The organism is Fodinibius sp. SL11, from assembly GCF_052060035.1.
Taxonomy (GTDB): Bacteria; Bacteroidota; Rhodothermia; order Balneolales; family Balneolaceae; genus Fodinibius.
In genome coordinates this window covers 57,653-78,252 of the sequence record NZ_JBPOEA010000009.1, presented here as the reverse complement: position 1 = coordinate 78,252, position 20,600 = coordinate 57,653, and the positions used below count along the sequence as shown (strand labels likewise).

18 protein-coding genes and 1 pseudogene are annotated in these 20,600 nt (G+C 39.8%); 10 read left to right on the top strand and 9 right to left on the bottom strand.

The genetic code is table 11. The features are described 5' to 3' along the window. Positions 1 to 20 precede the first annotated feature (20 nt). The 8 genes and pseudogenes from ACQ76V_RS11160 to ACQ76V_RS11125 all read left to right on the top strand — a co-directional run bounded on the left by ACQ76V_RS11160 (position 21) and on the right by ACQ76V_RS11125 (position 10,177). The gene (locus tag ACQ76V_RS11160) at positions 21 to 2,804 is read left to right on the top strand and encodes an amino acid adenylation domain-containing protein (RefSeq protein WP_441000581.1); all 2,784 of its coding nucleotides are present in this window, start codon (positions 21 to 23) and stop codon (positions 2,802 to 2,804) included. Continuing rightward, positions 2,797 to 3,582, top strand: coding sequence for a sugar phosphate nucleotidyltransferase (locus ACQ76V_RS11155; RefSeq protein WP_441000580.1), 786 nt, complete (start codon positions 2,797 to 2,799; stop codon positions 3,580 to 3,582). The genes ACQ76V_RS11160 and ACQ76V_RS11155 overlap by 8 nt, the downstream gene beginning before the upstream one ends. 469 nt (positions 3,583 to 4,051) lie before the next feature. After that, positions 4,052 to 4,780, top strand: a complete 729-nt coding sequence (locus ACQ76V_RS11150) for a NeuD/PglB/VioB family sugar acetyltransferase (RefSeq protein ID WP_441000579.1) — start codon at positions 4,052 to 4,054, stop codon at positions 4,778 to 4,780. Beyond that, complete coding sequence (locus ACQ76V_RS11145; protein WP_441000578.1) at positions 4,765 to 5,466, top strand: WbqC family protein; 702 nt, start codon at positions 4,765 to 4,767, stop codon at positions 5,464 to 5,466. Before ACQ76V_RS11150 ends, ACQ76V_RS11145 begins: the two co-directional genes overlap by 16 nt. Next, complete coding sequence (locus tag ACQ76V_RS11140) at positions 5,466 to 6,665, top strand: TDP-N-acetylfucosamine:lipid II N-acetylfucosaminyltransferase (RefSeq protein WP_441000577.1); 1,200 nt, start codon at positions 5,466 to 5,468, stop codon at positions 6,663 to 6,665. Before ACQ76V_RS11145 ends, ACQ76V_RS11140 begins: the two co-directional genes overlap by 1 nt. Continuing rightward, positions 6,662 to 7,552: pseudogene (gene rfbA, locus ACQ76V_RS11135) on the top strand (glucose-1-phosphate thymidylyltransferase RfbA); the annotation flags it as partial. The gene ACQ76V_RS11140 and the pseudogene rfbA, both read left to right, overlap by 4 nt. A gap of 123 nt (positions 7,553 to 7,675) precedes the next feature. Continuing rightward, positions 7,676 to 8,869: a dTDP-4-amino-4,6-dideoxygalactose transaminase gene (gene rffA, locus ACQ76V_RS11130; protein ID WP_441000576.1), complete on the top strand. Its 1,194-nt coding sequence runs from the start codon at positions 7,676 to 7,678 to the stop codon at positions 8,867 to 8,869. A gap of 198 nt (positions 8,870 to 9,067) precedes the next feature. Continuing rightward, the gene (locus ACQ76V_RS11125; RefSeq protein WP_441000575.1) at positions 9,068 to 10,177 is read left to right on the top strand and encodes an NAD-dependent epimerase; all 1,110 of its coding nucleotides are present in this window, start codon (positions 9,068 to 9,070) and stop codon (positions 10,175 to 10,177) included. A 64-nt stretch (positions 10,178 to 10,241) separates the two neighbouring features. Here ACQ76V_RS11125 and nuoH read toward each other — a convergent pair whose 3' ends face one another. The 9 genes from nuoH to ACQ76V_RS11080 form a co-directional block, all read right to left on the bottom strand. Beyond that, positions 10,242 to 11,252 carry an NADH-quinone oxidoreductase subunit NuoH gene (gene nuoH / locus ACQ76V_RS11120; RefSeq protein WP_441000574.1) on the bottom strand — a complete coding sequence of 337 codons (1,011 nt, stop codon included), beginning with the start codon at positions 11,250 to 11,252 and terminating at the stop codon, positions 10,242 to 10,244. 12 nt (positions 11,253 to 11,264) lie between these two features. Beyond that, positions 11,265 to 13,004, bottom strand: a complete 1,740-nt coding sequence (locus ACQ76V_RS11115; protein WP_441000573.1) for a 2Fe-2S iron-sulfur cluster-binding protein — start codon at positions 13,002 to 13,004, stop codon at positions 11,265 to 11,267. A gap of 87 nt (positions 13,005 to 13,091) precedes the next feature. Next, the gene (gene nuoF / locus ACQ76V_RS11110) at positions 13,092 to 14,381 is read right to left on the bottom strand and encodes an NADH-quinone oxidoreductase subunit NuoF (protein ID WP_441000572.1); all 1,290 of its coding nucleotides are present in this window, start codon (positions 14,379 to 14,381) and stop codon (positions 13,092 to 13,094) included. Then, a complete protein-coding gene (locus tag ACQ76V_RS11105; RefSeq protein WP_441000571.1) occupies positions 14,381 to 14,932 on the bottom strand; it encodes an NADH-quinone oxidoreductase subunit NuoE family protein in 552 nt (183 codons plus the stop codon). Before ACQ76V_RS11105 ends, nuoF begins: the two co-directional genes overlap by 1 nt. Positions 14,933 to 15,003: 71 nt before the next feature. Beyond that, complete coding sequence (gene nuoD / locus ACQ76V_RS11100) at positions 15,004 to 16,296, bottom strand: NADH dehydrogenase (quinone) subunit D (protein ID WP_441000570.1); 1,293 nt, start codon at positions 16,294 to 16,296, stop codon at positions 15,004 to 15,006. A gap of 7 nt (positions 16,297 to 16,303) precedes the next feature. Then, on the bottom strand, positions 16,304 to 16,810 hold the full coding sequence (locus ACQ76V_RS11095; protein ID WP_441000569.1) for an NADH-quinone oxidoreductase subunit C: 507 nt from the start codon (positions 16,808 to 16,810) through the stop codon (positions 16,304 to 16,306). Positions 16,811 to 16,819: 9 nt separating this feature from the next. Then, a complete protein-coding gene (locus ACQ76V_RS11090) occupies positions 16,820 to 17,302 on the bottom strand; it encodes an NADH-quinone oxidoreductase subunit B (RefSeq protein WP_441000568.1) in 483 nt (160 codons plus the stop codon). Between the two features lie 21 nt (positions 17,303 to 17,323). Then, positions 17,324 to 17,701: an NADH-quinone oxidoreductase subunit A gene (locus tag ACQ76V_RS11085; protein ID WP_441000567.1), complete on the bottom strand. Its 378-nt coding sequence runs from the start codon at positions 17,699 to 17,701 to the stop codon at positions 17,324 to 17,326. Between the two features lie 176 nt (positions 17,702 to 17,877). Beyond that, positions 17,878 to 18,279 carry an Mth938-like domain-containing protein gene (locus ACQ76V_RS11080; protein ID WP_441000566.1) on the bottom strand — a complete coding sequence of 134 codons (402 nt, stop codon included), beginning with the start codon at positions 18,277 to 18,279 and terminating at the stop codon, positions 17,878 to 17,880. A 126-nt stretch (positions 18,280 to 18,405) separates the two neighbouring features. On the opposite strand from ACQ76V_RS11080, the gene ACQ76V_RS11075 reads away from it, so the two are divergent. Together ACQ76V_RS11075 and bshC are read left to right on the top strand one after the other, a co-directional pair. Beyond that, positions 18,406 to 18,978 carry a bifunctional nuclease domain-containing protein gene (locus tag ACQ76V_RS11075; RefSeq protein WP_441000565.1) on the top strand — a complete coding sequence of 191 codons (573 nt, stop codon included), beginning with the start codon at positions 18,406 to 18,408 and terminating at the stop codon, positions 18,976 to 18,978. Between the two features lie 5 nt (positions 18,979 to 18,983). Continuing rightward, entirely contained in the window at positions 18,984 to 20,600 is a 1,617-nt protein-coding gene (gene bshC / locus ACQ76V_RS11070) for a bacillithiol biosynthesis cysteine-adding enzyme BshC (RefSeq protein ID WP_441000564.1), read from the top strand.

The following is a 20,600-nucleotide window of genomic DNA, read 5'->3' as shown; positions in this document are numbered from 1 at the left end:
TAATACAATGGGAAAGATTGATGGAAACAGATGCCTTTGAACAAAAGAAACATCAGAGAGATGAACTATTTTTCGAGACTGTAACAGCGTGGTTAAATCATGGTTTTGAGCATCACCCAAATAGCGTCGCTGTTACCTTTGGTCAGCAGATTATTACTTATGGGGAGCTTAATTCGTTGTCTAATAAAATTGCAAGTTATCTGATAACAGAAGGAATAAAACATGGTGATCGTGTTGGGATCTGCCTTGAGAGATCACCCGAGATGATTGCATGTATAGTTGGAATATTAAAATCTGGTGCGGCTTATGTCCCGTTAGATGCCAATTATCCTGTTGAACGGTTGAGTATTATGAGTGAAGATGCTCGGCTGAGTCTTCTTATTATGCACCAGAAATTTGGGGATCGATTTAAGAAGAAGGTAAGACCGACGGTTCAGTGGGAAAATATTCAGCAGAAAATTGAAAACCAACCAACGTTTGTTGAGACTCCGGAAATAAAAGGTGAAGATGTAGCTTATGTTATCTTTACGTCTGGCTCCACCGGTCGACCTAAGGGAATTGAGATGCCCCATCGAGCGCTGGCTAATCTTATTACCTGGCAACTTGAGCGGTCGTATTTTAAACCTGCGGCCAAGGTTTTGCAGTACTCAAGTATTAGTTTTGATGTATCATTCCAAGAGATTGCCACGACCCTTGCCTCTGGTGGCATGTTGGTATTGTTAAAAGATAGTGACAGACGAGATCCAAGGATATTGTTAGATGTTTTAAATAACTATGGGATTGACCGTCTTTTTATTCCTTTTGTGGCTTTACGAAGTCTGATAGAAGTTGCCAATACATCAAACAAATACCCTGCATCTCTTATAGAAGTAATTACAGCAGGAGAACAACTACGAGTAGATAGCGGAGTCAGATCTTTTTTTCAAAAAATACCAAGGGCTATACTCGAAAATCAGTATGGTCCTTCTGAGACCCATGTGATATCTGCATATTTGTTGGATAAAGATCCTCTAAGTTGGCCAGATTTGCCTCCCATTGGTAAACCGGTAAAAAATAATAGCATCTATGTGCTTGATGAAAATATGGAGCCGGTACCTCAAGGCCAGCAGGGAGAACTTTATCTTGCAGGCAAAAACTTGGCCCATGGATATATTGGCAGAGATGATTTGACTGCAAAAGCTTTTATTGAAATGCCCCTTGATAGAAAGGACGCTCCCGTGCTGTACAAAACGGGTGACTTGGGATTTTACAATGCTGAGGGCAATATTGAGTTTCTGGGAAGGGCAGATCATCAGATAAAAATACGAGGATATCGGGTAGAACCGGGAGAAATCGATACCATTGGGGCAAGCTATCCGGGAGTTTCTCAATGTATTACACACGCATTTCAGAACAAGAAGAACCATTCCCAACTGGTTACATATTACCTTCCTCAAAATGGAAATCAAATAAATGGAAAGGATTTTAAAGGTCATTTGGCTCATCAATTGCCGGAATATATGATTCCCTCCTTCGTTGTTGAGCTTAGTGAAATACCTTATACGCCCAGCGGAAAAATTGATTTAAAATCCTTGCCAGACCCCGGTTTTCTTGATGAGAAAGAATTAGTAGAAGTGGTTTATGAAACCGAAACTGAAGCAAGGCTTGCCCAAATATGGAAACAGTTGCTCGGGGTGGAAAATATCCCTCGTCAGGCTGATTTTTTTGAGTTAGGAGGTGATTCGCTCAATGCAGTAACTCTTTTCCTAAAAATTGATGAACAATTTGGAAAAGATTTACCACTTTCAACCCTTGCCCAGGCATCCACATTAGCAGGACTTGCAAAGATAATAACCGATACCGAAGTAAAGGACTATAATCGAAAATTCAGATCGCTTCAAACCATACAGAAGGGAAGTAATGAAAAGGTCCCACTATTTATGGTTCACGGAGGAGCAGGGAATGTGCTCATGTTTTTTGAGTTAGCTCAATCATTTCCCTCCGATCAGCCAGTTTATGGATTTCAATGGCCTGGATGGGATGGTTTTAAAGGCATTGATGATATTGTGGAAATGGCCAAATTTTATAAAGACGAGCTCAAGCAAGTTCAACCGATTGGTCCATATCGTCTGGGAGGATACTGTATAGGTGGTATTATTGCAATAGAAATAGCAGAACTTCTTAAAAATGAAGGGGAAGAAGTGATAGATCCCATCCTGGTGGTAGACGCCCCAAATATTTATTCTAAACATTTTCACTCAGGGTATCCGGAATTTTCTCAAGAGAATCAGGAAGCTTTTGAACGGCTACGATTAAAGATGGCTGACCAGCTTCCTGTAAAATCAACCGTGGAGCAATCCAAGAGTAAAAATAGGGATAAAAAAACAAAGGATCCGTCGAAGAGAAGATATCCTTTGTTGGCAAAATATCTGCCTTTTTATCTTAAGTTGGGTAGATGGTATTTGATTGTTGAAAAGTTTGTAAAAGACAAAATGCAACTATTAAGAATCTGGAGCCGGACTAAATTGTCGTTGAAAATATCGGTAAATGACCGGAGAAGATACTGCCAGCTTACTCAAATTGCAGCTGTTAAAAGGCATAAAAAAAGAATTTATAAAGGAGACATTCTGTATTTGAAATCAAAAGCTCTCCATGGACAAAATCTTTCCATAGAAGGTTGGTGGAGTGATCTGTTTTTTGGTTTCGAAGAGTTATGTTCCGGGCGATTTGAAGCTCATGTTGTTGATAAGGGTCACAATGATGTACTCAAAAGCCCGATTGCACATCAAATTATAAAGGATAAAATGCTGAAGATTAATGAATAGTCGAAAAGAAATAGTTGGCTTGATACCTGCTGCCGGATTTGCAAGTCGAATTGCTTCGCATTTATCCTGTAGTAAAGAAATGCATCCCATTCCATTGGGCAATGGCAAAACGTGCATTGCCTCTTCATTTCTAATTGAAAGTTTTAGAGAAGCAAAAGTCCAAAAATCCTACATCATCTTACGAAATGGCAAGTGGGACATCCCGGAATACCTTTTAGATGGTCGGGAGGCTGGAATCCCACTGGCGTATATTGTGAGTGAATCAACGCAGGGAGTCCCATACACTTTGGATAAAGCATATCCCTTTATTACAGACAATATTATTTTGTTAGGATTCCCAGATATTATTTTTGAACCATTAGATGCTTTCAATCAACTATTAGTTCAACAGCAAGTTACACGAGCAGATCTTGTTTTGGGATTGTTTAAAACAGACAAACCGGAAAAAGCTGATATGGTTGTTTTTGATGAAGATAGAGGGTTAAAAGATATCATCATTAAACCTGAAAAATCTGCCCAAATATATACATGGATTATTGCGGTATGGACACCGGTTTTTACGCAATTTATGCACGAATATATTAATAATGTAAGGCCGCCGCTGGATAATGCTCCCCGTGAACTTCATATTGGGGATGTAGTTCGGGCGGCTATTAAGGCTGAAATAAAAACCTCATACCTACAATTTGATTCAGGTTCATTTTTGGATATTGGAACACCGGCAGAACTGGAAAAAATAAAAACACAAGACTGGATTACGGCTTTCAATAAAAATTGATAAGAATTTGTTTGGAAGCTAATATTCATCTCTTTTAAGGAGACCTATCTAACATCTTGTTTCGCTTATACTTGCAAAGTAAATGCGGGTAATTATTACTCGTAAGGCACAGAAAATATTAACAGTATTTCTCATATCTATTTTCCCATTAGATGATTGGAATTCCTGGGTTGAGTGATAATTTTCGCAAATCCCTGTTTGGCTCCTCGAATCTCTGTTTTTCATTTTGAATCTTTCCAAGATTTTACTGCAGCAATAGGGTTGGCACAACTATTGTATATGTAACAGTGGTAGTATGTTACTTATATGAATATCGGTTTGGGATGATTACCACCCCTGCTTTATCAGTGATGAAAAGTTCAAGGAGTTGGAAAAAGGTAGGCTAAAATCTGATTTATATATATAAAAGTTAGTATTTGCTTAGCTAAATAGAACAGTGGCTTTTTAAAAAAATATAAAGAGTGTCGCCATGAAAAAATTACTGATTTATGGATGTGGGTATCCCTCCATGCCAAGTTTGATAAAATATTGGAATTCTATAAAGGATCAGCAGTGGGATGTAGCTGGGTATATCGATGATATAAAATTTGAAAAAGTTGATGATTTTTTTGGCTATCCCGTAGTAGGTAATGAGCAATCGATACCAAAATTCGTTAAAGAAGGATATTATTTTTTTAATAATGTAGCATCTTCGACAGACAATATGGAAGTCGTATCTCAAAAACTATTAAAGTACAAAGCAAAAATTTGTACGCTTGTATTTACTGAACCCCCGAATATTGATTATGAAATGGTTTTTGTGGGAGAAGGATCTTGTGTATTTCCGGGAGTATTTGTGGGTACGGATGTACATATTGGCAAGAATGTGATCATAAGGCAACAGTCTAATATCAGTCATGATACTAAAATAGGAGATTTATGTTTTATCGGCCCAGGAGTGGGGATTATGGGTAATGTCAAGGTAGGAAATAATACTTTTATTGGAGCTAAGGCATTGATACGAAATGGTATTTCAATTGGAAGTAACTGTGTCATAGGGATGGGAGCGGTGGTGACTAAAGATGTGCCTGATAACACTACGGTAGTAGGTATTCCTGCTAAACCTATTCGTACTAATAGAGAGGATAATATAACTCTAAAGAATTCGTCTAAAGAATTATCTCTAACCAACAATAGGAAAGGATGCCTAAAAGAATAGCCATATTGCAATCAAATTATATTCCATGGAAGGGATATTTTGATATCATAGCCGGAGTAGACGAGTTTGTCATTTATGATGAGGTACAGTATACCAAAAGGGATTGGCGTAATAGAAATCGCATTAAAACGCCGCAAGGACTCAAATGGCTTACCATTCCTGTGTCGGGCAGTCATTCCTACCTTGTTAATGAAGTTGAGATTGCAGATCCTGATTGGAATCAAATACATTGGCGAACAATTCGTCACATCTATGGCAAAGCCCCTCATTTTGAGGTATTTGCTGATACCATTGAAGAACTTTATATGCAGGCAAATTATCGAATGTTAAGTGCTATCAATCATCATTTTTTGACAGGCATAAATCAAATATTGGGTATTACAACTCCTCTTAGTTGGAGTACTGATTATGATCCTGAAGGCAATAAATCTGAACGGTTAATTTCAATATGCAAACAGGCTAACGCTGATGTGTATGTTTCAGGTCCTACAGCCAAGGATTATTTAGACGTTCATCTTTTTAAGGATGAGGGCATCGCGATTCAGTGGATGGATTACAGCGGATACAAAGAGTATCCTCAACTTTGCGGTGATTTTGACCACGCTGTGACTATTTTAGATTTATTATTCAATACCGGGATTAATGCAAGAGCCTATCTTAAATCAACAATAGGTGTTGAGGTATAATGAACGATAAAATCCTACATATCACTCATGACGAAAAATTCATTAATGGAGCATATTATTTGTTTGAACAGGCGTTTCCCGGGAAAAATATATACATGGTTATTAAGCCACCGGCTGATCCCCCAATACGATATTTAAGTAATCAGCTTGTTGCAAATGCTCGTTTTGGAATTAGGTCCCAGAGTTTAGTACAAGAATTAGCAAAAATGAGTAATCATTATGCAGTTATTGTTTTACATGGGATGAATAAGTTTAATTGCTTGGTTTTTTCCGGCTCATCTTGCAAAGATCGTTTTATGGGAATTGTTCATGGAGCTGAAATATATAATAGCGGTTTGTTAGACAACGAGCTGATGGGGGAGAAAACGAATGAACTATATCAGACAACTATACAGCGATATACGATATTTGATTACATAAAAGATGTTTTAAGAAGCTTTAAGTATAGAAATCATGAGTCTTTGCATGAGGTAGATCTGGCCAAAATTCTTTATCAAATGAAGGTATTTGGATCACTGCCCGGAATGAATTATGAAAAACACATCGAGCAAAAGCTTTATAATCCCTTTGTTAAAACCGTGCCCTTTAGTTACTACCCAATTGAGCATATCATAAAACACGAATCCCTAAGAGTTTCTGGTCCCAATATCTTGTTGGGTAACTCAGCTTCGGCTACCAATAATCATCTTGAGGCTTTTGATCTACTTAGGGAAGTTAATATAGCAGATAGAAAAATTGTAGCTCCACTAAGTTACGGATATCCGAGATATGCTGAGGCAATCATTGAAGAAGGAAAAAAGCAATTTGGAGATCAGTTTACGCCATTAACTTCCTTTTTGCCACTTGAAGAGTATAACCAACTGATAAGCAATTGTGGGATTGTGATAATGAATCATTACAGGCCACAGGCCGTCGGTAATATTATTGCAGCCCTGTATATGGGCGCTAAAGTATTTCTGAACGACACGGATATTTACAGATATTTTGATGATCTGGGATGCCATATCTACTTAATTGAAAAAGATTTGACAGATACTTCAGATACTTTTCAGCTACTTAGTGATGCCGAAGTGAACCATAACAGATCGATATTGAGCAGTAGTCTGGGAACAGCTGCTTTAGTGGATGAGATACATTTGGCTTTTAAAGACATATTTGACTACAAAGTCAAAAATAGAAAAAGGGAGGCCATGTTATGAAGCCCAAATCTATAGTAAAGAAGAGCTTAACAAAGGGAATTATTTTAGCGGGTGGATCGGGAACACGATTGTATCCCGTTACAAAGGGGGTGTCAAAACAACTTATGCCCATTTATGACAAGCCGATGATTTATTACCCGTTGTCAGTGTTAATGCTGGCAGGGATCAAGGATATTCTGATAATTACTACACCAGAAGATAAAGCAGGCTTTGAACGTTTATTGGGGGATGGCTATGATTGGGGAATTAATATCAGCTATGAGGTACAGCCGCGACCTGAAGGCTTAGCCCAAGCCTTTATTATTGGTGAAGATTTTATCGGTGACGATAATGTATGTTTAATATTAGGCGACAATATTTTTTATGGCCACGGCTTTCGTCCACTCTTGGAAAATGTAGTCGCAAATTTTAAAGGGGCTTGTATTTTCGGCTATCGCGTTAGCGATCCTCATCGGTTTGGAGTTGTGGAAGTGGATAATTGTGATCGGGTTTTAAGTATTGAGGAAAAGCCTGATTATCCTCAAAGTAATATTGCTGTAACCGGTCTTTATTTTTACGACAACCGGGTGGTGGATTTTGCTAAACAAGTAAAACCTTCATCACGCGGGGAGCTTGAAATTACTTCAATTAATCAAATGTATTTGGAGCGAGGACAATTAAAGGCAGAAATATTAGGGAGAGGATTTGCCTGGTTGGATACCGGGACCCATACTGCTATGCAGGAAGCCTCGCAGTTTGTACAGATTATCGAAAAACGACAAGGGTTAAAAATATCATGTCCCGAAGAGATTGCTTGGCGAAGAAAATGGATTGATGACACGCACCTGTTAGGGTTGGCCAGTGATTTAAGCAAAAATGGCTATGGGGAATATCTGAAATCACTGCTCATTAATGATGATAAAATGAAATGGGAACAGCGTGAAGAGAATACTGAAGATCGTTCCTTAGAGGTTGTACCAGCTTGGGGATAGCTGGAATTTCCGGGAAATTAAAAAAATACGAGAGAACCCATGATTCCATTTAATAAACCATATTTGACCGGTAAAGAGATGCATTACATGTATCAGGCCGTATATTCGGGAAAAATTTCAGGAAATGGAATATATACTCAAAAATGCCAGAAGTTTTTTGAAGACCGCTATGGAATACATAAAGCACTGTTAACTACCTCTTGTACAGATGCATTAGAAATGTGTGCCTTGCTTATTAATATTAAGCCGGGTGATGAGGTAATCGTACCTTCCTATACCTTTGTTTCAACAGCATTAGCATTTGCCCGACAGGGAGCAAAAATCGTTTTTGCAGATAGCAGGGACGATCATCCCGGAATAGCGGAAGATTCCCTTGAGGAACTGATTACGCCCCGTACAAAGGCGATAGTACCTGTACACTATGCCGGTGTTGCCTGTGATATGGATAAGATTATGGCATTGGCGGAGTATTACAATCTTGTTGTAATTGAAGATGCAGCCCAAGCTATTGAGTCAACCTATAAGGGTCGCCCTTTAGGTAGTATTGGACACTTGGCAGCATTTTCATTTCACGAGACTAAAAATATTATAGCAGGAGAGGGTGGATTGCTCGCAATTAATGACGAGCGATTTATTGAACGATCAGAAATAATTTGGGAAAAAGGTACGAACAGAGCTGAGTTTTTCAGGGGAGAAGTAAACAAATATGAATGGATTGATATAGGTTCCTCATTTTTGCCCTCCGAGATGACGGCTGCTTTTTTATGGGCTCAATTGGAAAATATAGAAGATATCCAAGCTAAAAGGAAAGCAATATGGAATACCTATCACAGAAAGCTGCAGCTATGGGCTCATCGGAATAATATCCGACAGCCACAGATACCATCCTATGCTATCAATAATGCACATATGTATTATTTGGGTTTTGAAAATGTATCCCAGCGTGAGAGTGTTATTGAACAGTTAAAAGTACAGGGAATCCACTCTGTATCTCATTACCTAAGCCTTCATAACAGTAGATATTGTAGGAACGAATATTATGAAAGTGATCGGATGTTTCCAATGAGCGATTACTATACGGATTGTCTTTTACGACTACCGTTTTTTTATGAGCTCACAAAGAAAGAACAGAAACGTGTGGTTGATGGTCTTACACAAGCAAATATTGAATCATCAAGTTCGCATACTATTCAGGATAGATATCAACAAATGGCTGTTGAGCCTAATTCTTAAAAGTGTGTAAGATAAAAATAAGCTGGAGTAATATTTACTCAGATCAGATTCTGGTATAGCTCTAATTTTGGTATAACCGGTTTTTTTTTGCTCTAAAGAGAGAATAAAAAGGGTAGAGCATTTAAAAATTGCAGTGGCACGTTTTTTGAACTATCCCCTATGTCGTAATAATTAACTTTAGTTAGAGAGAACAGCATTATGAAAATATTGGTAACTGGTGCAGCGGGGTTCATTGGGTTTAATGTGGCAAAGCGATTAATTAAAGAAGGATTCGATGTTGTTGGGTTAGATAACATCAATGATTATTACTCTACAGATCTTAAGTTCGCTCGGCTTGAACAATTAGGATTAATAAAGGAGTCTATTAAAAACGAAGTAGTAGTGGAAAGTTCAATAAACGCGAACTTCCGCTTTATAAAAATGGATCTTGAAAACAGTGCCCTTATAAACGAATTATTTGCGGAAGAATGTTTTGATGTCGTTATAAATTTAGCAGCTCAGGCGGGTGTTCGTCATAGCCTTAAAAATCCTCATCAATATATTGATAGTAATGTAACTGGATTTTTGAATATCCTTGAAGCAGCACGTCACTCTTCTTTGCGTCATCTTATATATGCGTCATCCAGTTCAGTGTATGGGGCAAATACCCATATGCCTTTTTCAACCAAAGATAATATTGACCATCCCATGAGTTTGTACGCTGCCACTAAAAAGGCGAATGAACTGATGGCTCATACCTATTCTAATCTCTTTAATATTCCAACTACAGGTTTGCGATTTTTTACGGTTTACGGGCCATGGGGGCGTCCGGATATGGCATTATTTTTATTTACAGAGGCAATTATCAACGATGAGCCAATAAATGTTTTTAATTTTGGTAATATGGAGCGTGATTTCACCTATATCGATGATATCGTTGAAAGTATTTACCGGTTAATCCCAAAGCCCCCAACCTCAAACGAGAGCTGGTCCGGTGATAATCCGGATCCGTCAACAAGTTTTGCACCATATCGGGTGTTTAACATTGGGAATAGTCGGCCCGTTCGATTAATGGATTTTATAGAGGAGATTGAACAACAGATCGGCTTTAGAGCGGAGAAGAAATTGCTTCCCATGCAACCGGGAGATGTTCCCAAGACGTGGGCTGATGTTGATGATCTGTTTAACTACATAGACTATCATCCACAAGTGGGCTATAAGAAAGGTATTCGAAAGTTTGTGAACTGGTATAAAGATTATTACTTGATCCCACAAAGTAAGGAGAGAGCGTCCGTAGGTGCTGCAAATGCAGCTCTAACCAACGGCTAACATAAAAGGGGAAGAAATTAATTTTTCTTCCCCTTTTCTATTTAAGTATATAGTGCCGTATTCGTTAAGCTATGTAATGGTGCCAGAAATATATTATTACAGCTAAGCCCAAAAAGTTGAAAATACTTATAGGTAATAAACGCTTCCAGCCTAATTTCATTACTTGGTTGTATTTAAATCGTGGAATAGTCCATCGTACCCAGATAAATAAGAAAACAAAGAAGGAGGTTTTAAGCACAAAGGATGAGACGTCTAATATCGCTTTGGTAGCTACACCCATTTCCGGCAGCCATAGTCCTGCAAAAGGGAGGTGGTAACCACCAAAGAAAAACGTAGTAATTAACATACTTGCAATCGTAACGTGCATATATTCAGCAAGGAAAAACATCCCAAATTTCATACCACTGTATTCAGTATGATATCCACCTACAAGTTCATGCTCAGCTTCAGGTAAATCAAAAGGCGTTCGGTTTGCTTCCGCAAAAGCAGTAACGATAAAAATAATAGCCGCAATTGGATTGCGTATTACATTCCACCAAACTTCTTGGGAATTGACAACGTCAATGAAGCTCAGTGATCCTGCAAATAAAATACAAGAAGCAACAGCTAACCCCATGGGCAATTCATAGCTTATCATTTGTGCTGCTGCTCGCAAACCCCCGAGAAGCGAATATTTACTGTTTGAAGCCCATCCACCTAAGGTAACACCGTATACTGCAAGCGAATTAACGGCAAGAATATAGAGCACTCCGGAATTAATGTCAGTTGCGTAGAGTCCATCCCCAAAGGGTATTACCGCAACCGTCATAAGGGCAGTTGCAACGGGAATCATGGGAGCAATCGCATGGATAGTCTTAAACCCACGAGCCGGAGTTACATCCTCCTTAAGGAGAAGTTTAACTACATCAGCAATGGGCTGAAAGAGTCCAAATGGTCCAACACGGTTAGGCCCCAGTCGATTTTGGATGAATGCTGCAACACGTCTTTCGGCATAAACAGCAATGGCTGCTGAGTTTAGCAGCATAAATAGGGCAACACCTAATACGATATATGAAGTTGTGGTTACTGGTTCCATTAAAAATAAATATTATGCTTTAACTTCTTCTTGTTTGATCGGAAGCTGAACGCCTTGTTCTTCATCCATTCGCTCGTAGGATACATCCTTGAGAATATCCAAGGAATCACTCAGTTCAGCAAAGATTTCACGAGAGTGATTATATTGAAAATCAAGTCCTAAGCGGTCGCCAAGTTTATTCAAGAAATCCCAAACCGGCAGACAGTCAACTTTATTTTCTTCACTTACCCAGTTGTCAAAGTTTGTTCCAAATTTGTCGAGACGTCCTTCTGACATTTCAAGATCGAGCCGACGATTGGTATACTTTGTTTCTTTAGCAGGATAAGAACGTTGAATACGTCCATCCACGTTTACATAGCTGGCGGCATGTTCAGCAACACAGGTGATGGGTATTACAAGATCGGATGCCTTTGTAGTGTCGGTGTGGTTTGTAGCAAATGAAATAGTATATGGATTATTTAGGTCTGAGGAAGATAAGACTTCACGTCCAATTAAATCATCAGATAAAATAATTACAACTTTTGCTCCTGAAACAGTCTTTTTAATGGCTTCGTCATCACCTTCATCAAGGTTAATAACGCGACAGCCATTGGTGTTCGGCGCCTGATCATCTGTGATTAAAAAGCCGTCACCTGACCCCGGGATAACATGAGGAGTAAACGTGGCATTGGATACGCCTAATAGGTTAAAGAATTTATTGAAGGCAAAATTTTCTTCAACAGAAGCATGGGGGCTGCCAATAATTGTAATATCACTGGGATCATTAGCTTCTAATACTTCAGCAAACGTTTCAATTGCGTTATTCCAGGATGTATTGGATTGATTATCTCCGTCAAGGGTGATGGCGGGGCGATCGGCGCGATTTTCATTGAAAAGCTTGTAAGCATCACGCCCGGCATCAGGCATCCAATAATCATTGACCTCCTTATTTTGTCGTGGAGTGATTCGCAACACCTCGTTATCACGAGTCCATAGATCAACATTACATCCCTTCCCATTGGTGATATCGATGCTTGGCGTCTGATTCATCTCCCATACACGAGCTTTAAATCGAAAATCGGTAGAGGTAAGTGCGCCAACTGGACAGATATCAACGGTATTTAATGAATATGGGTCATCAAATGTTTCACCAGGTCCGGTAGTAGGGTAGTTGCTATCCCCACGATCTACAATTGTAAGTTGATGGGTTTCGCTAATTTCTTCGGTAAAGCGTACACAACGCGTACAATTAATGCAGCGCTCAGCATCTAAGGTAACACGAGGACCTAAGTCCACATGTTTAGGTTTATGAACCTTTTTAACTTCAAATCGACTTCCTTCAGGTCCGTATTTATATGTTTGAATTTGTAGTGGGCATTCACCGGCCTGATCACAAATAGGGCAATCCAGTGGGTGATTGATAAGGATGAATTCAAGATTATCCTTCTGCGCGCGCGCAATTTCTTCAGAGGTCTCCTGCGTGTGAACTACCATCCCATCTTGCAGGGGAGTAGAACAGGAAGTTTGTGGTTTGGGAAACCATCGAATTTTACGCTCACCATCTTCATCAAGCTCAAACTCACCTGTTTCGCGATCTTTGACAGGTGTTCCGACCTTAACCATGCACTGCCGACAATTGGCTGGGATAGACATGGAGGGGTGGTAGCAGAAGAAAGGAACTTCAAGACCTTGATCCAGAATAAACTGGAGCAACATCTCGTCCTGTTCTTCATCATATTCGTAACGTTTACCGTCTATAAATACTTCTGGCATAATGTTGAATCAATTTCAATTCACAAAATGATTGTGACAGCCAAATAATTGCTTGCCACAAGTGATATTTGTGATTTGTTATTTAGATCACGCTACAGCGTGAACAGATTTCTTACAACGTGCTTCAAATTCGTCTCTAAAACGGTTAATGGTATGCCGTACCGGCCATACTGCAGCATCAGCAAGAGCACAAATCGTTCGGCCCTCCATCTGATTGCCCACATCGAGCAGGAGATCAAGATCCTTCATTTCTCCTTCACCGTCTTTAATTTTCTTCAATACTTTTTCCAACCAACCGGTACCTTCACGACAGGGCGTACACTGGCCGCATGATTCGTGATGATAGAAATGAGCAATACGCCAAAGGACTTCAACCATGTCGGTATCTTCATCCATAACTACCATACCGGCCGTACCCATCATTGATCCGGCATCTTTGAGGGAATCAGAATTCATGGAAACCCCTTCAAGCTGATCGGCTCGCAGTACCGGAGTAGAAGAGCCACCTGGAATCAGGGCTTTCAAATCTTTACCTCCTCGGATACCACCGGCTACTTCATTAATTAAATCCATTACTGGCACACCGGTTGGATATTCATATACACCCGGTCGATTGACATGACCGGATATTCCATAAAGTACTGGTCCGGGATGTTCTTCGGCACCAATATCTCCATACCAATCGGCCCCGTTATTTATCACTAACGGAACATTAGCTAAGGTCTCAATATTGTTAATAGTAGTTGGACGGCCCCATAACCCATTTTGAGCGGGGAAGGGGGGTTTAGTTCGTGGATATCCACGTTTTCCTTCAAGGGATTCAAGCATTGCGGTTTCTTCACCACAAATATAGGCACCGGCACCGTATGTTACTTCCAAATCAATAGAAATGTCAGTGCCTAAAATATTTTCACCTAAATATCCTTTTTCATAGGCGTCGTTCACAGCTTCCTGGAACATTTCAACCCAAGAAATATACTCTCCGCGAATATATACATAGATAGTATCAATAGTCATCGCATAAGAAGCAATTAGAGCTCCTTCAATAAACAGGTGCGGATTGTATTCAAAAATCTTGCGATCCTTAAAAGTGCCTGGCTCTGATTCATCACCATTGCATGCAAGATAACGAGGCCCGCCATCGGGGTCTGGCATAAAGCTCCATTTTAGTCCGGCATTAAAACCGGCACCACCACGACCACGAATATTTGCTTGTTTTACTTCTTCAATTACACTTTTTCGCGACCACGTTTCTTGGTCTTTTACGATTTTTTTGAGTGCTTCATAGCCACCGTTTTCTTCATAAACCTCAATCTCTTGTAGATTGGGAATATCAGGTATAAGCAGTGGTTCAAATGATTTCCAGTTTTGAGCCATTATTCTGAGGCAGCTTGATTTCGTTTTTCCAATTCGGGCATTGCCATGGATTCAAACTCTGGCATATTACCGGTTTTAAGATTCTCTATAAGTTTATCAACCTTTTCTTTAGTGAGGTTGTTAACGTACACGCCATTTGTAACTTGAAGCATGGGAGCGTATCCACAAGCACCGAGGCATTCTACTTCATTAATGGTGAACATACCATCATCTGTTGTTTCACCAGCTTCTATACCCAGTTCATCTTCTAAGTGGTGCAAAATATCGTATCCACCACAAAGTTGACAACTGAGACAGGTGCAGACATCAAGAACAAATTTCCCCTTTTCCTCTTTGTAGTACTGTGTGTAAAAGCGTGCAACACCATGCACATGAGCCTTGGGTAGATCAAGAGCTTCGGCTACTAAGTTCTGTACTTCATCTTTAACATGGCCATACTTGTTTTGGGCCAACCACAAAACACGTAACGTAGCCGCCTTTGCAGTTGGAAATTTAGCCTTTAGGCGTTCTATTTCATTAAGTTCTTCTTGTGTAAATGACAAATCAGCCATCAATAACTATTGCTTAGTAATGAGTAAAAAAGTAGCACACTGCTACTCGGTAACTCGTTTTGTTAATTTTTTTATTTGTCAGAATCTCCCATCACTGGGTCTACGCCACCTATCATAACTACTGTATCTGCTACCATTTCACCATCAAGCATGTCTTCAAGTGCTTGGAGATTAGCATAAGAAGGTGACTTTATTCCAAGTCGCCAGGGGTGGCCGGTACCATCGCTTTGAATGAAATATCCGAGTTCACCTTTAGGGGCTTCAATGGAATGAAAAGATTCACTTCCTTCGGGGGGACAAATTCCAGTATCAGTCATCATAAAGTCATGAATCATACCCTCCATCGAATAATAAACCTCATCTTTGGATGGGTAGGCCTGCTTAGCGTTATCTGTACGTACAGGTCCTTTTGGAAGCTTATCAAGGCATTGGCGGATGATGCGAATACTTTCATGCATTTCTTCCATCCGAACATAGTAACGTGCCAGGTTATCCCCCTCGAGCCGGGTAGGTATTTCAAATTCGACTTCGTCGTAACGAGCATACGGCTCAAAATCACGAATATCATATGCATATCCAGATCCACGAAGGGTAGGGCCTGTGGCCCCAATTTCGAGAGCCCGTTCGGTAGGCAGTACCCCAACTTCCCGATTACGGTTAAAGAAAATGCGATTACGGTCTAAGAGACCGTGAAAATCTTTAAGCTCCTGCGGAAACTCATTAACAAAATCCTTGATCATTGCCAAGGCATCATCAGTAAGATCATTAGCCACTCCGCCAATACGAGCGTGGGAAATAGTAAAACGATGCCCACCAATGTGATCAAAAATATCATAAATCTTTTCTCGTTCACGGAACGTCCAAAGGAAAAACGAAACAGCGCCCGCATCTTGGACCATAGTTCCCAACCATAACAGGTGCGAAGAAATTCGTGCCAGCTCACATCCAATCATCCGGATATAATGAGCACGTTCGGGAACCTCAACATTTGCAATTTTTTCAACAGCAGTACAAAACGCAACGTTGTTACTATAAGGGGATAGGTAATCTGTGCGATCGGTATAGGGCATAAATTCCTGATACGTTTTATTCTCAGCAATTTTTTCAATGCCCCGATGCAGATAACCAATGTCTAACTTGGCTTTTTCAATAAGTTCACCGTTAAGCTGTAGAATAAGCCGCAATACCCCATGTGTGGCGGGATGCTGAGGACCCATGTTCAATACCATCTTGGTATTGAGGGGGTCATCATCGTCCAATATTTCCACGGTAGTATGTTTGTCTTCCAAAGCATCATAGAGTGATTCCTGATGCTTTTTGAAGAACTTTGGATCTACATCGTTTTTTATATGCTTAGTGTCCATAAAAATATTATTCAGTGTCGGGAGTTGAACTCGGTAATTCGATAGAGCCCGGAATACCCAACAATGGAAATTCCTTACGCAACGGATAATAATTGAAATCCTCGGGCATGTAAATACGCCGCATATCGGGATGGTTGTTAAAATGAACCCCGAACATATCGTACACTTGACGTTCGTGCCAGCTGGCAGATTTCCATACATCAGTAATGGAATCTACCGTAGGATTTTCTTCCTCAAGCCAAACTTTAAGGAAAACCCGCTCTCGGTTGCGAAGCGAAACAATGTTGTAAATAATTTCGAAACGTTCCTCTGAAGTAAAACGATCAGCACCTAAAATATCGGCCAAGTAGATAAAATGGTGCTTATTCTTTAAAACCTTACAAATTTCAACAATGGCATCCGGTACAACGCGGATAAAAGTATCACCGGTCGATTGGTATACATCAAGCAATTGATCCGAATGATTTTCGGAGAGGCCATCAACGACCGATTTAAGCGTGTCTGACAATTCCATATTTATTAATTAAGTATCGAGCTTAGTAGAATGTTCTGTTCGAACTTTGTCTTGAATTTTCATTAGGGCATGAAGCAGGGCATCGGGGCGCGGGGGGCAACCAGAAACGTATGCATCGACAGGGAGAAAGTTATCACAACCTTGCACAACACCATAGCAGCGGTGCATTCCCCCGGTAGAAGCACAAGCTCCCATAGCAATACACCATTTAGGATCTGGCATTTGATCCCAGATTCTGCGGACAGCATGGGCCATTTTGTAATTGACCCAACCAGCAACAATCATCAGATCACTTTGCCGTGGAGAGAAACGCATTACCTCAGATCCAAAACGTGCAGCATCATATTTAGGGGCTGCAAAGGCCATCATTTCAATAGCACAGCAGGCCAGTCCCATAGGCATAGGCCAAGCGGCATTAGATCGAGCCCAATTTGTCAATGAATCAACTTTAGTGGTTAAAAAACCGTCACCAAGTGAATTTTCAATACCCATATAAGTATAGGCTTCAATTATTTAATTAAACATTCCTTTTTTTAAATCCCAGTCGAGGGCCCCTTTTTTAATCAGATAGATCAATCCAACATAAAGCTCTAAAATAAAGATGATCATCGATACAAGTGTGCCAGGGCCAAAGTCAAGATAACTGACCGCCCATGGATAAACAAAGACGACCTCAACATCAAAAACGATAAAAGCAATTGCTACAAGGTAAAAACTTATAGAATAACGATTGGATGCATCACCAACAGGATCCATACCGCTTTCATAAGGTTCGAGCTTGGTTTTGTTTGGACGATACGGACCAAGCACACGGGATAACGTCATTAAAAGAATCGCCACAATAATAGCAACGCCGGCCAAAATTGCAATTGGTAAATAGTTCTCAAACATCGCGTTATAATATTGATTTAAGTCAGTCGGAAATTAGTAGCAATGGCTCGTAATGTCAATGAAATTAAGGCAAAGAATATAGGACATCTGAGTTTGAAAAGATATAAATTTTCAGAGCCATTCTTATTTAAAATGAGTATATATAGTTTTTGAGTATTTCTTCATTAAGGTTCTTTTTAGCACGTTGAATGAATCAGCGCACCAATAGGATATTTTTCACGTAGTTCATTGTACTTTTTAACGGCTTTACCAGTTTCTAATATATGAAATGTCTTCTCATTTTCTTTAAGAAAATCAATAGTTTTATCGCAAACTTGCAGCCGCTCGTGAAATCCCTTTGAAAGGATAATTACTTGTGCGTTATTGTTAAGCAGTTCTTCAACATCAGCAGGCTGAATGCCGGGGTCATGGCACGTTCCGGTTTCGTTCCAGTCCCATTTGCGAGATCCGCCGGGATAAAGTTTGGCATCTTTATAGGTATTGCCATCGCTTGTTTTGATCTTTCCCCATTTGATGGAATTAATTTTCGGAGATTCTTTTTTATTGCCCATAAGAATGCAATATCGATTGGTCTTCATTTAATCAAACATTTAGATCTCAAAATACGTTTATTTAACTTGGTTCTAAAGTTTACGGGTACCTTAAAAATCAGTAAATTTACTTGCAATAATTGCACTATTAATTAAAAGAAAAACGATTTACCATTGGATAAAATCAAGATGGACATATTAGGGCTGTCAACCAGTCCCAGCAGCGGTGGAGCTTATGCATTAATATTAAATGAAATTGACGGTAACCGTCGTTTGCCAATTATCATTGGTACGTTTGAGGCACAGGCAATAGCTCTGGAGTTAGAACATATAAAACCACCGCGGCCTATGACTCATGATTTATTAAAAAATATGATCCAAAATTTTGGATCGAATGTGCAGCAGGTTTTTATAAATGATTTGAGTGAAGGGACGTTCTTTGCAAAAATTATCTATGAAGATAACGGTCAGGAGATGGAACAGGATGCTCGTCCCAGCGATGCAATTGCCTTGGCTGTTCGTTTTGATGCCTCAATATATGTAGCAAGTGAAATATTAGAAGAGGCTGGCATTGTTTCAGAGGGGGAGTCAAGCGGGGATTTGGCTACCACTGCTCAATCTCAGGATCAACCGAAAGAAATGAGCAAGTTAGAACGCCTTGAGGATGAGCTCCAAACCGCTATTGATACCGAAAATTATGAAAAAGCTGCCCGGCTGCGGGATGAAATTCAAAAACTTAAAGGATAGGGGCATTGCAGGTTTCCAATTACTCTTTTAAACATCTTCCATTTTCAAAGCTTTTTAAAACGTATGTTCACAATTTTGATGAGGTAAGTAAATTTTTTGAGCACAATCCTTTTGACTCCACTGCTATTTCGAAAAAAATGGATGGGTTTACGTTTCAAGGCGATCGGGAAAATACCGCATCCATTTTATCTTCCTTAAATAAGCAATTTGACGCTGATGAGGAAGCTATCCACAATATTGAACGCCTCAAAAATAAGAATGCACTGGTTGTTGTTACCGGTCAACAGTTGGGAGTGTATGGCGGACCATTATATACGGTGCTCAAAACCCTGAGTACCATCCATATTGCCCAACAACTCGAAGAGGAGTTTAATCGGCCGGTAATCCCTGTGTTTTGGCTGGCGGATGAGGATCACGATTATGATGAGGTGCGTAAGATCACCATTATTGATGAGGATAGTCCCAAAACTTTTTCTCTTCCTCCCAAAAATAACGATCTGCCTACGGTCGCTGAATTGTCACTGCCCGATGAAATATCGGAAATGCGAGATCAGTTAAAAGAAGTACTTTATGATACCGATTTCTCAGGTGATCTTTGGGAACTGCTTGACGAGTCTTTTAACAAAGATAATTCATTTTTTGAGGCGTTTGGTCTTTTTATCAGCCGTCTATTTTCAAAACATGGGTTAGTGCTGGCAGGTAGTAATCATCCCGACGTGAAACAAGCTACCGGGGAATATCTCAAAACATCTATACAGCAAGCCGATAAGATTCGAGATAGGCTTGAAAAACAAACGGCAAGCCTGGCCGAAGGGTATCATCAACAAGTAACGCTGTACGACTCCAACCTTTTCTATCTTGATGATGAAACTGGTCGCACCAAAATAAATCGTAATGGTAATGGCTGGGAAACTGATGGCAATGTTAAATGGAATAACGCTCAGCTTGTGGATGAAATTGAGGCTCATCCCGATCGTTTTTCTCCCAATGTATTTCTAAGACCTATTGTGCAGGATGCGTTGTTGCCAACAGCTGGATATGTGGCCGGACCCGGAGAAATAGCTTATTACGGGCAAATGAAAAGCATGTACCAATGTTTTGATATGGATATGCCGATCATTTTTCCACGGTTGAGTGCGACCCTCATTGAACCGGCTATTGACCGGATCTTTAATGAGCTGCCCTTTGAGTTTCATGAATATGGTAATCGTATTGAGGATTTGGAATCCGATTATGTAGACAGAACTGATCAGCATGATATTGAAGCTATATTTGAAGACTGGCAGACAAAAGTGGAGGAAATATCAGATACCAAAAAGAAGGATATTGCAGATATTGACCCCACATTGGAAGCTGCAGCCGAAAAGGCAACTTCTATTTATATAAATGAGCTTAATAAGCTAAAAGGAAAAGTATATCGCTCTGTTAAAAAGAAAGACCAAACACAGTTAGATCGAATAAAAAGAATTAAAGCGAATCTTTTTCCCGAAGAAGGACTGCAAGAGCGAACGATTGCACCCATATTTTTCATGAATAAATATGGCGTTGATATTTGGGATAAACTATTGAATGCTCTTGATGCTGATGAGGATTTTGATCACCATAAATTAGTGTATTTGTAG

Coding starts and splice junctions, on each gene's coding strand:
- ACQ76V_RS11090 (WP_441000568.1), bottom strand. CDS start 17,302: ATGGGTATTGAAAATTCACTTGGTGACGGTTTTTTAACCACTAAAGTT.
- nuoD (WP_441000570.1), bottom strand. CDS start 16,296: ATGGACACTAAGCATATAAAAAACGATGTAGATCCAAAGTTCTTCAAA.
- nuoH (WP_441000574.1), bottom strand. CDS start 11,252: ATGGAACCAGTAACCACAACTTCATATATCGTATTAGGTGTTGCCCTA.
- ACQ76V_RS11150 (WP_441000579.1), top strand. CDS start 4,052: ATGAAAAAATTACTGATTTATGGATGTGGGTATCCCTCCATGCCAAGT.
- ACQ76V_RS11085 (WP_441000567.1), bottom strand. CDS start 17,701: ATGTTTGAGAACTATTTACCAATTGCAATTTTGGCCGGCGTTGCTATT.
- ACQ76V_RS11160 (WP_441000581.1), top strand. CDS start 21: ATGGAAACAGATGCCTTTGAACAAAAGAAACATCAGAGAGATGAACTA.
- ACQ76V_RS11115 (WP_441000573.1), bottom strand. CDS start 13,004: ATGCCAGAAGTATTTATAGACGGTAAACGTTACGAATATGATGAAGAA.
- ACQ76V_RS11140 (WP_441000577.1), top strand. CDS start 5,466: ATGAACGATAAAATCCTACATATCACTCATGACGAAAAATTCATTAAT.
- ACQ76V_RS11095 (WP_441000569.1), bottom strand. CDS start 16,810: ATGGAATTGTCAGACACGCTTAAATCGGTCGTTGATGGCCTCTCCGAA.
- ACQ76V_RS11125 (WP_441000575.1), top strand. CDS start 9,068: ATGAAAATATTGGTAACTGGTGCAGCGGGGTTCATTGGGTTTAATGTG.
- ACQ76V_RS11080 (WP_441000566.1), bottom strand. CDS start 18,279: ATGAAGACCAATCGATATTGCATTCTTATGGGCAATAAAAAAGAATCT.
- ACQ76V_RS11155 (WP_441000580.1), top strand. CDS start 2,797: ATGAATAGTCGAAAAGAAATAGTTGGCTTGATACCTGCTGCCGGATTT.
- ACQ76V_RS11105 (WP_441000571.1), bottom strand. CDS start 14,932: ATGGCTGATTTGTCATTTACACAAGAAGAACTTAATGAAATAGAACGC.
- nuoF (WP_441000572.1), bottom strand. CDS start 14,381: ATGGCTCAAAACTGGAAATCATTTGAACCACTGCTTATACCTGATATT.
- rffA (WP_441000576.1), top strand. CDS start 7,676: ATGATTCCATTTAATAAACCATATTTGACCGGTAAAGAGATGCATTAC.
- ACQ76V_RS11145 (WP_441000578.1), top strand. CDS start 4,765: ATGCCTAAAAGAATAGCCATATTGCAATCAAATTATATTCCATGGAAG.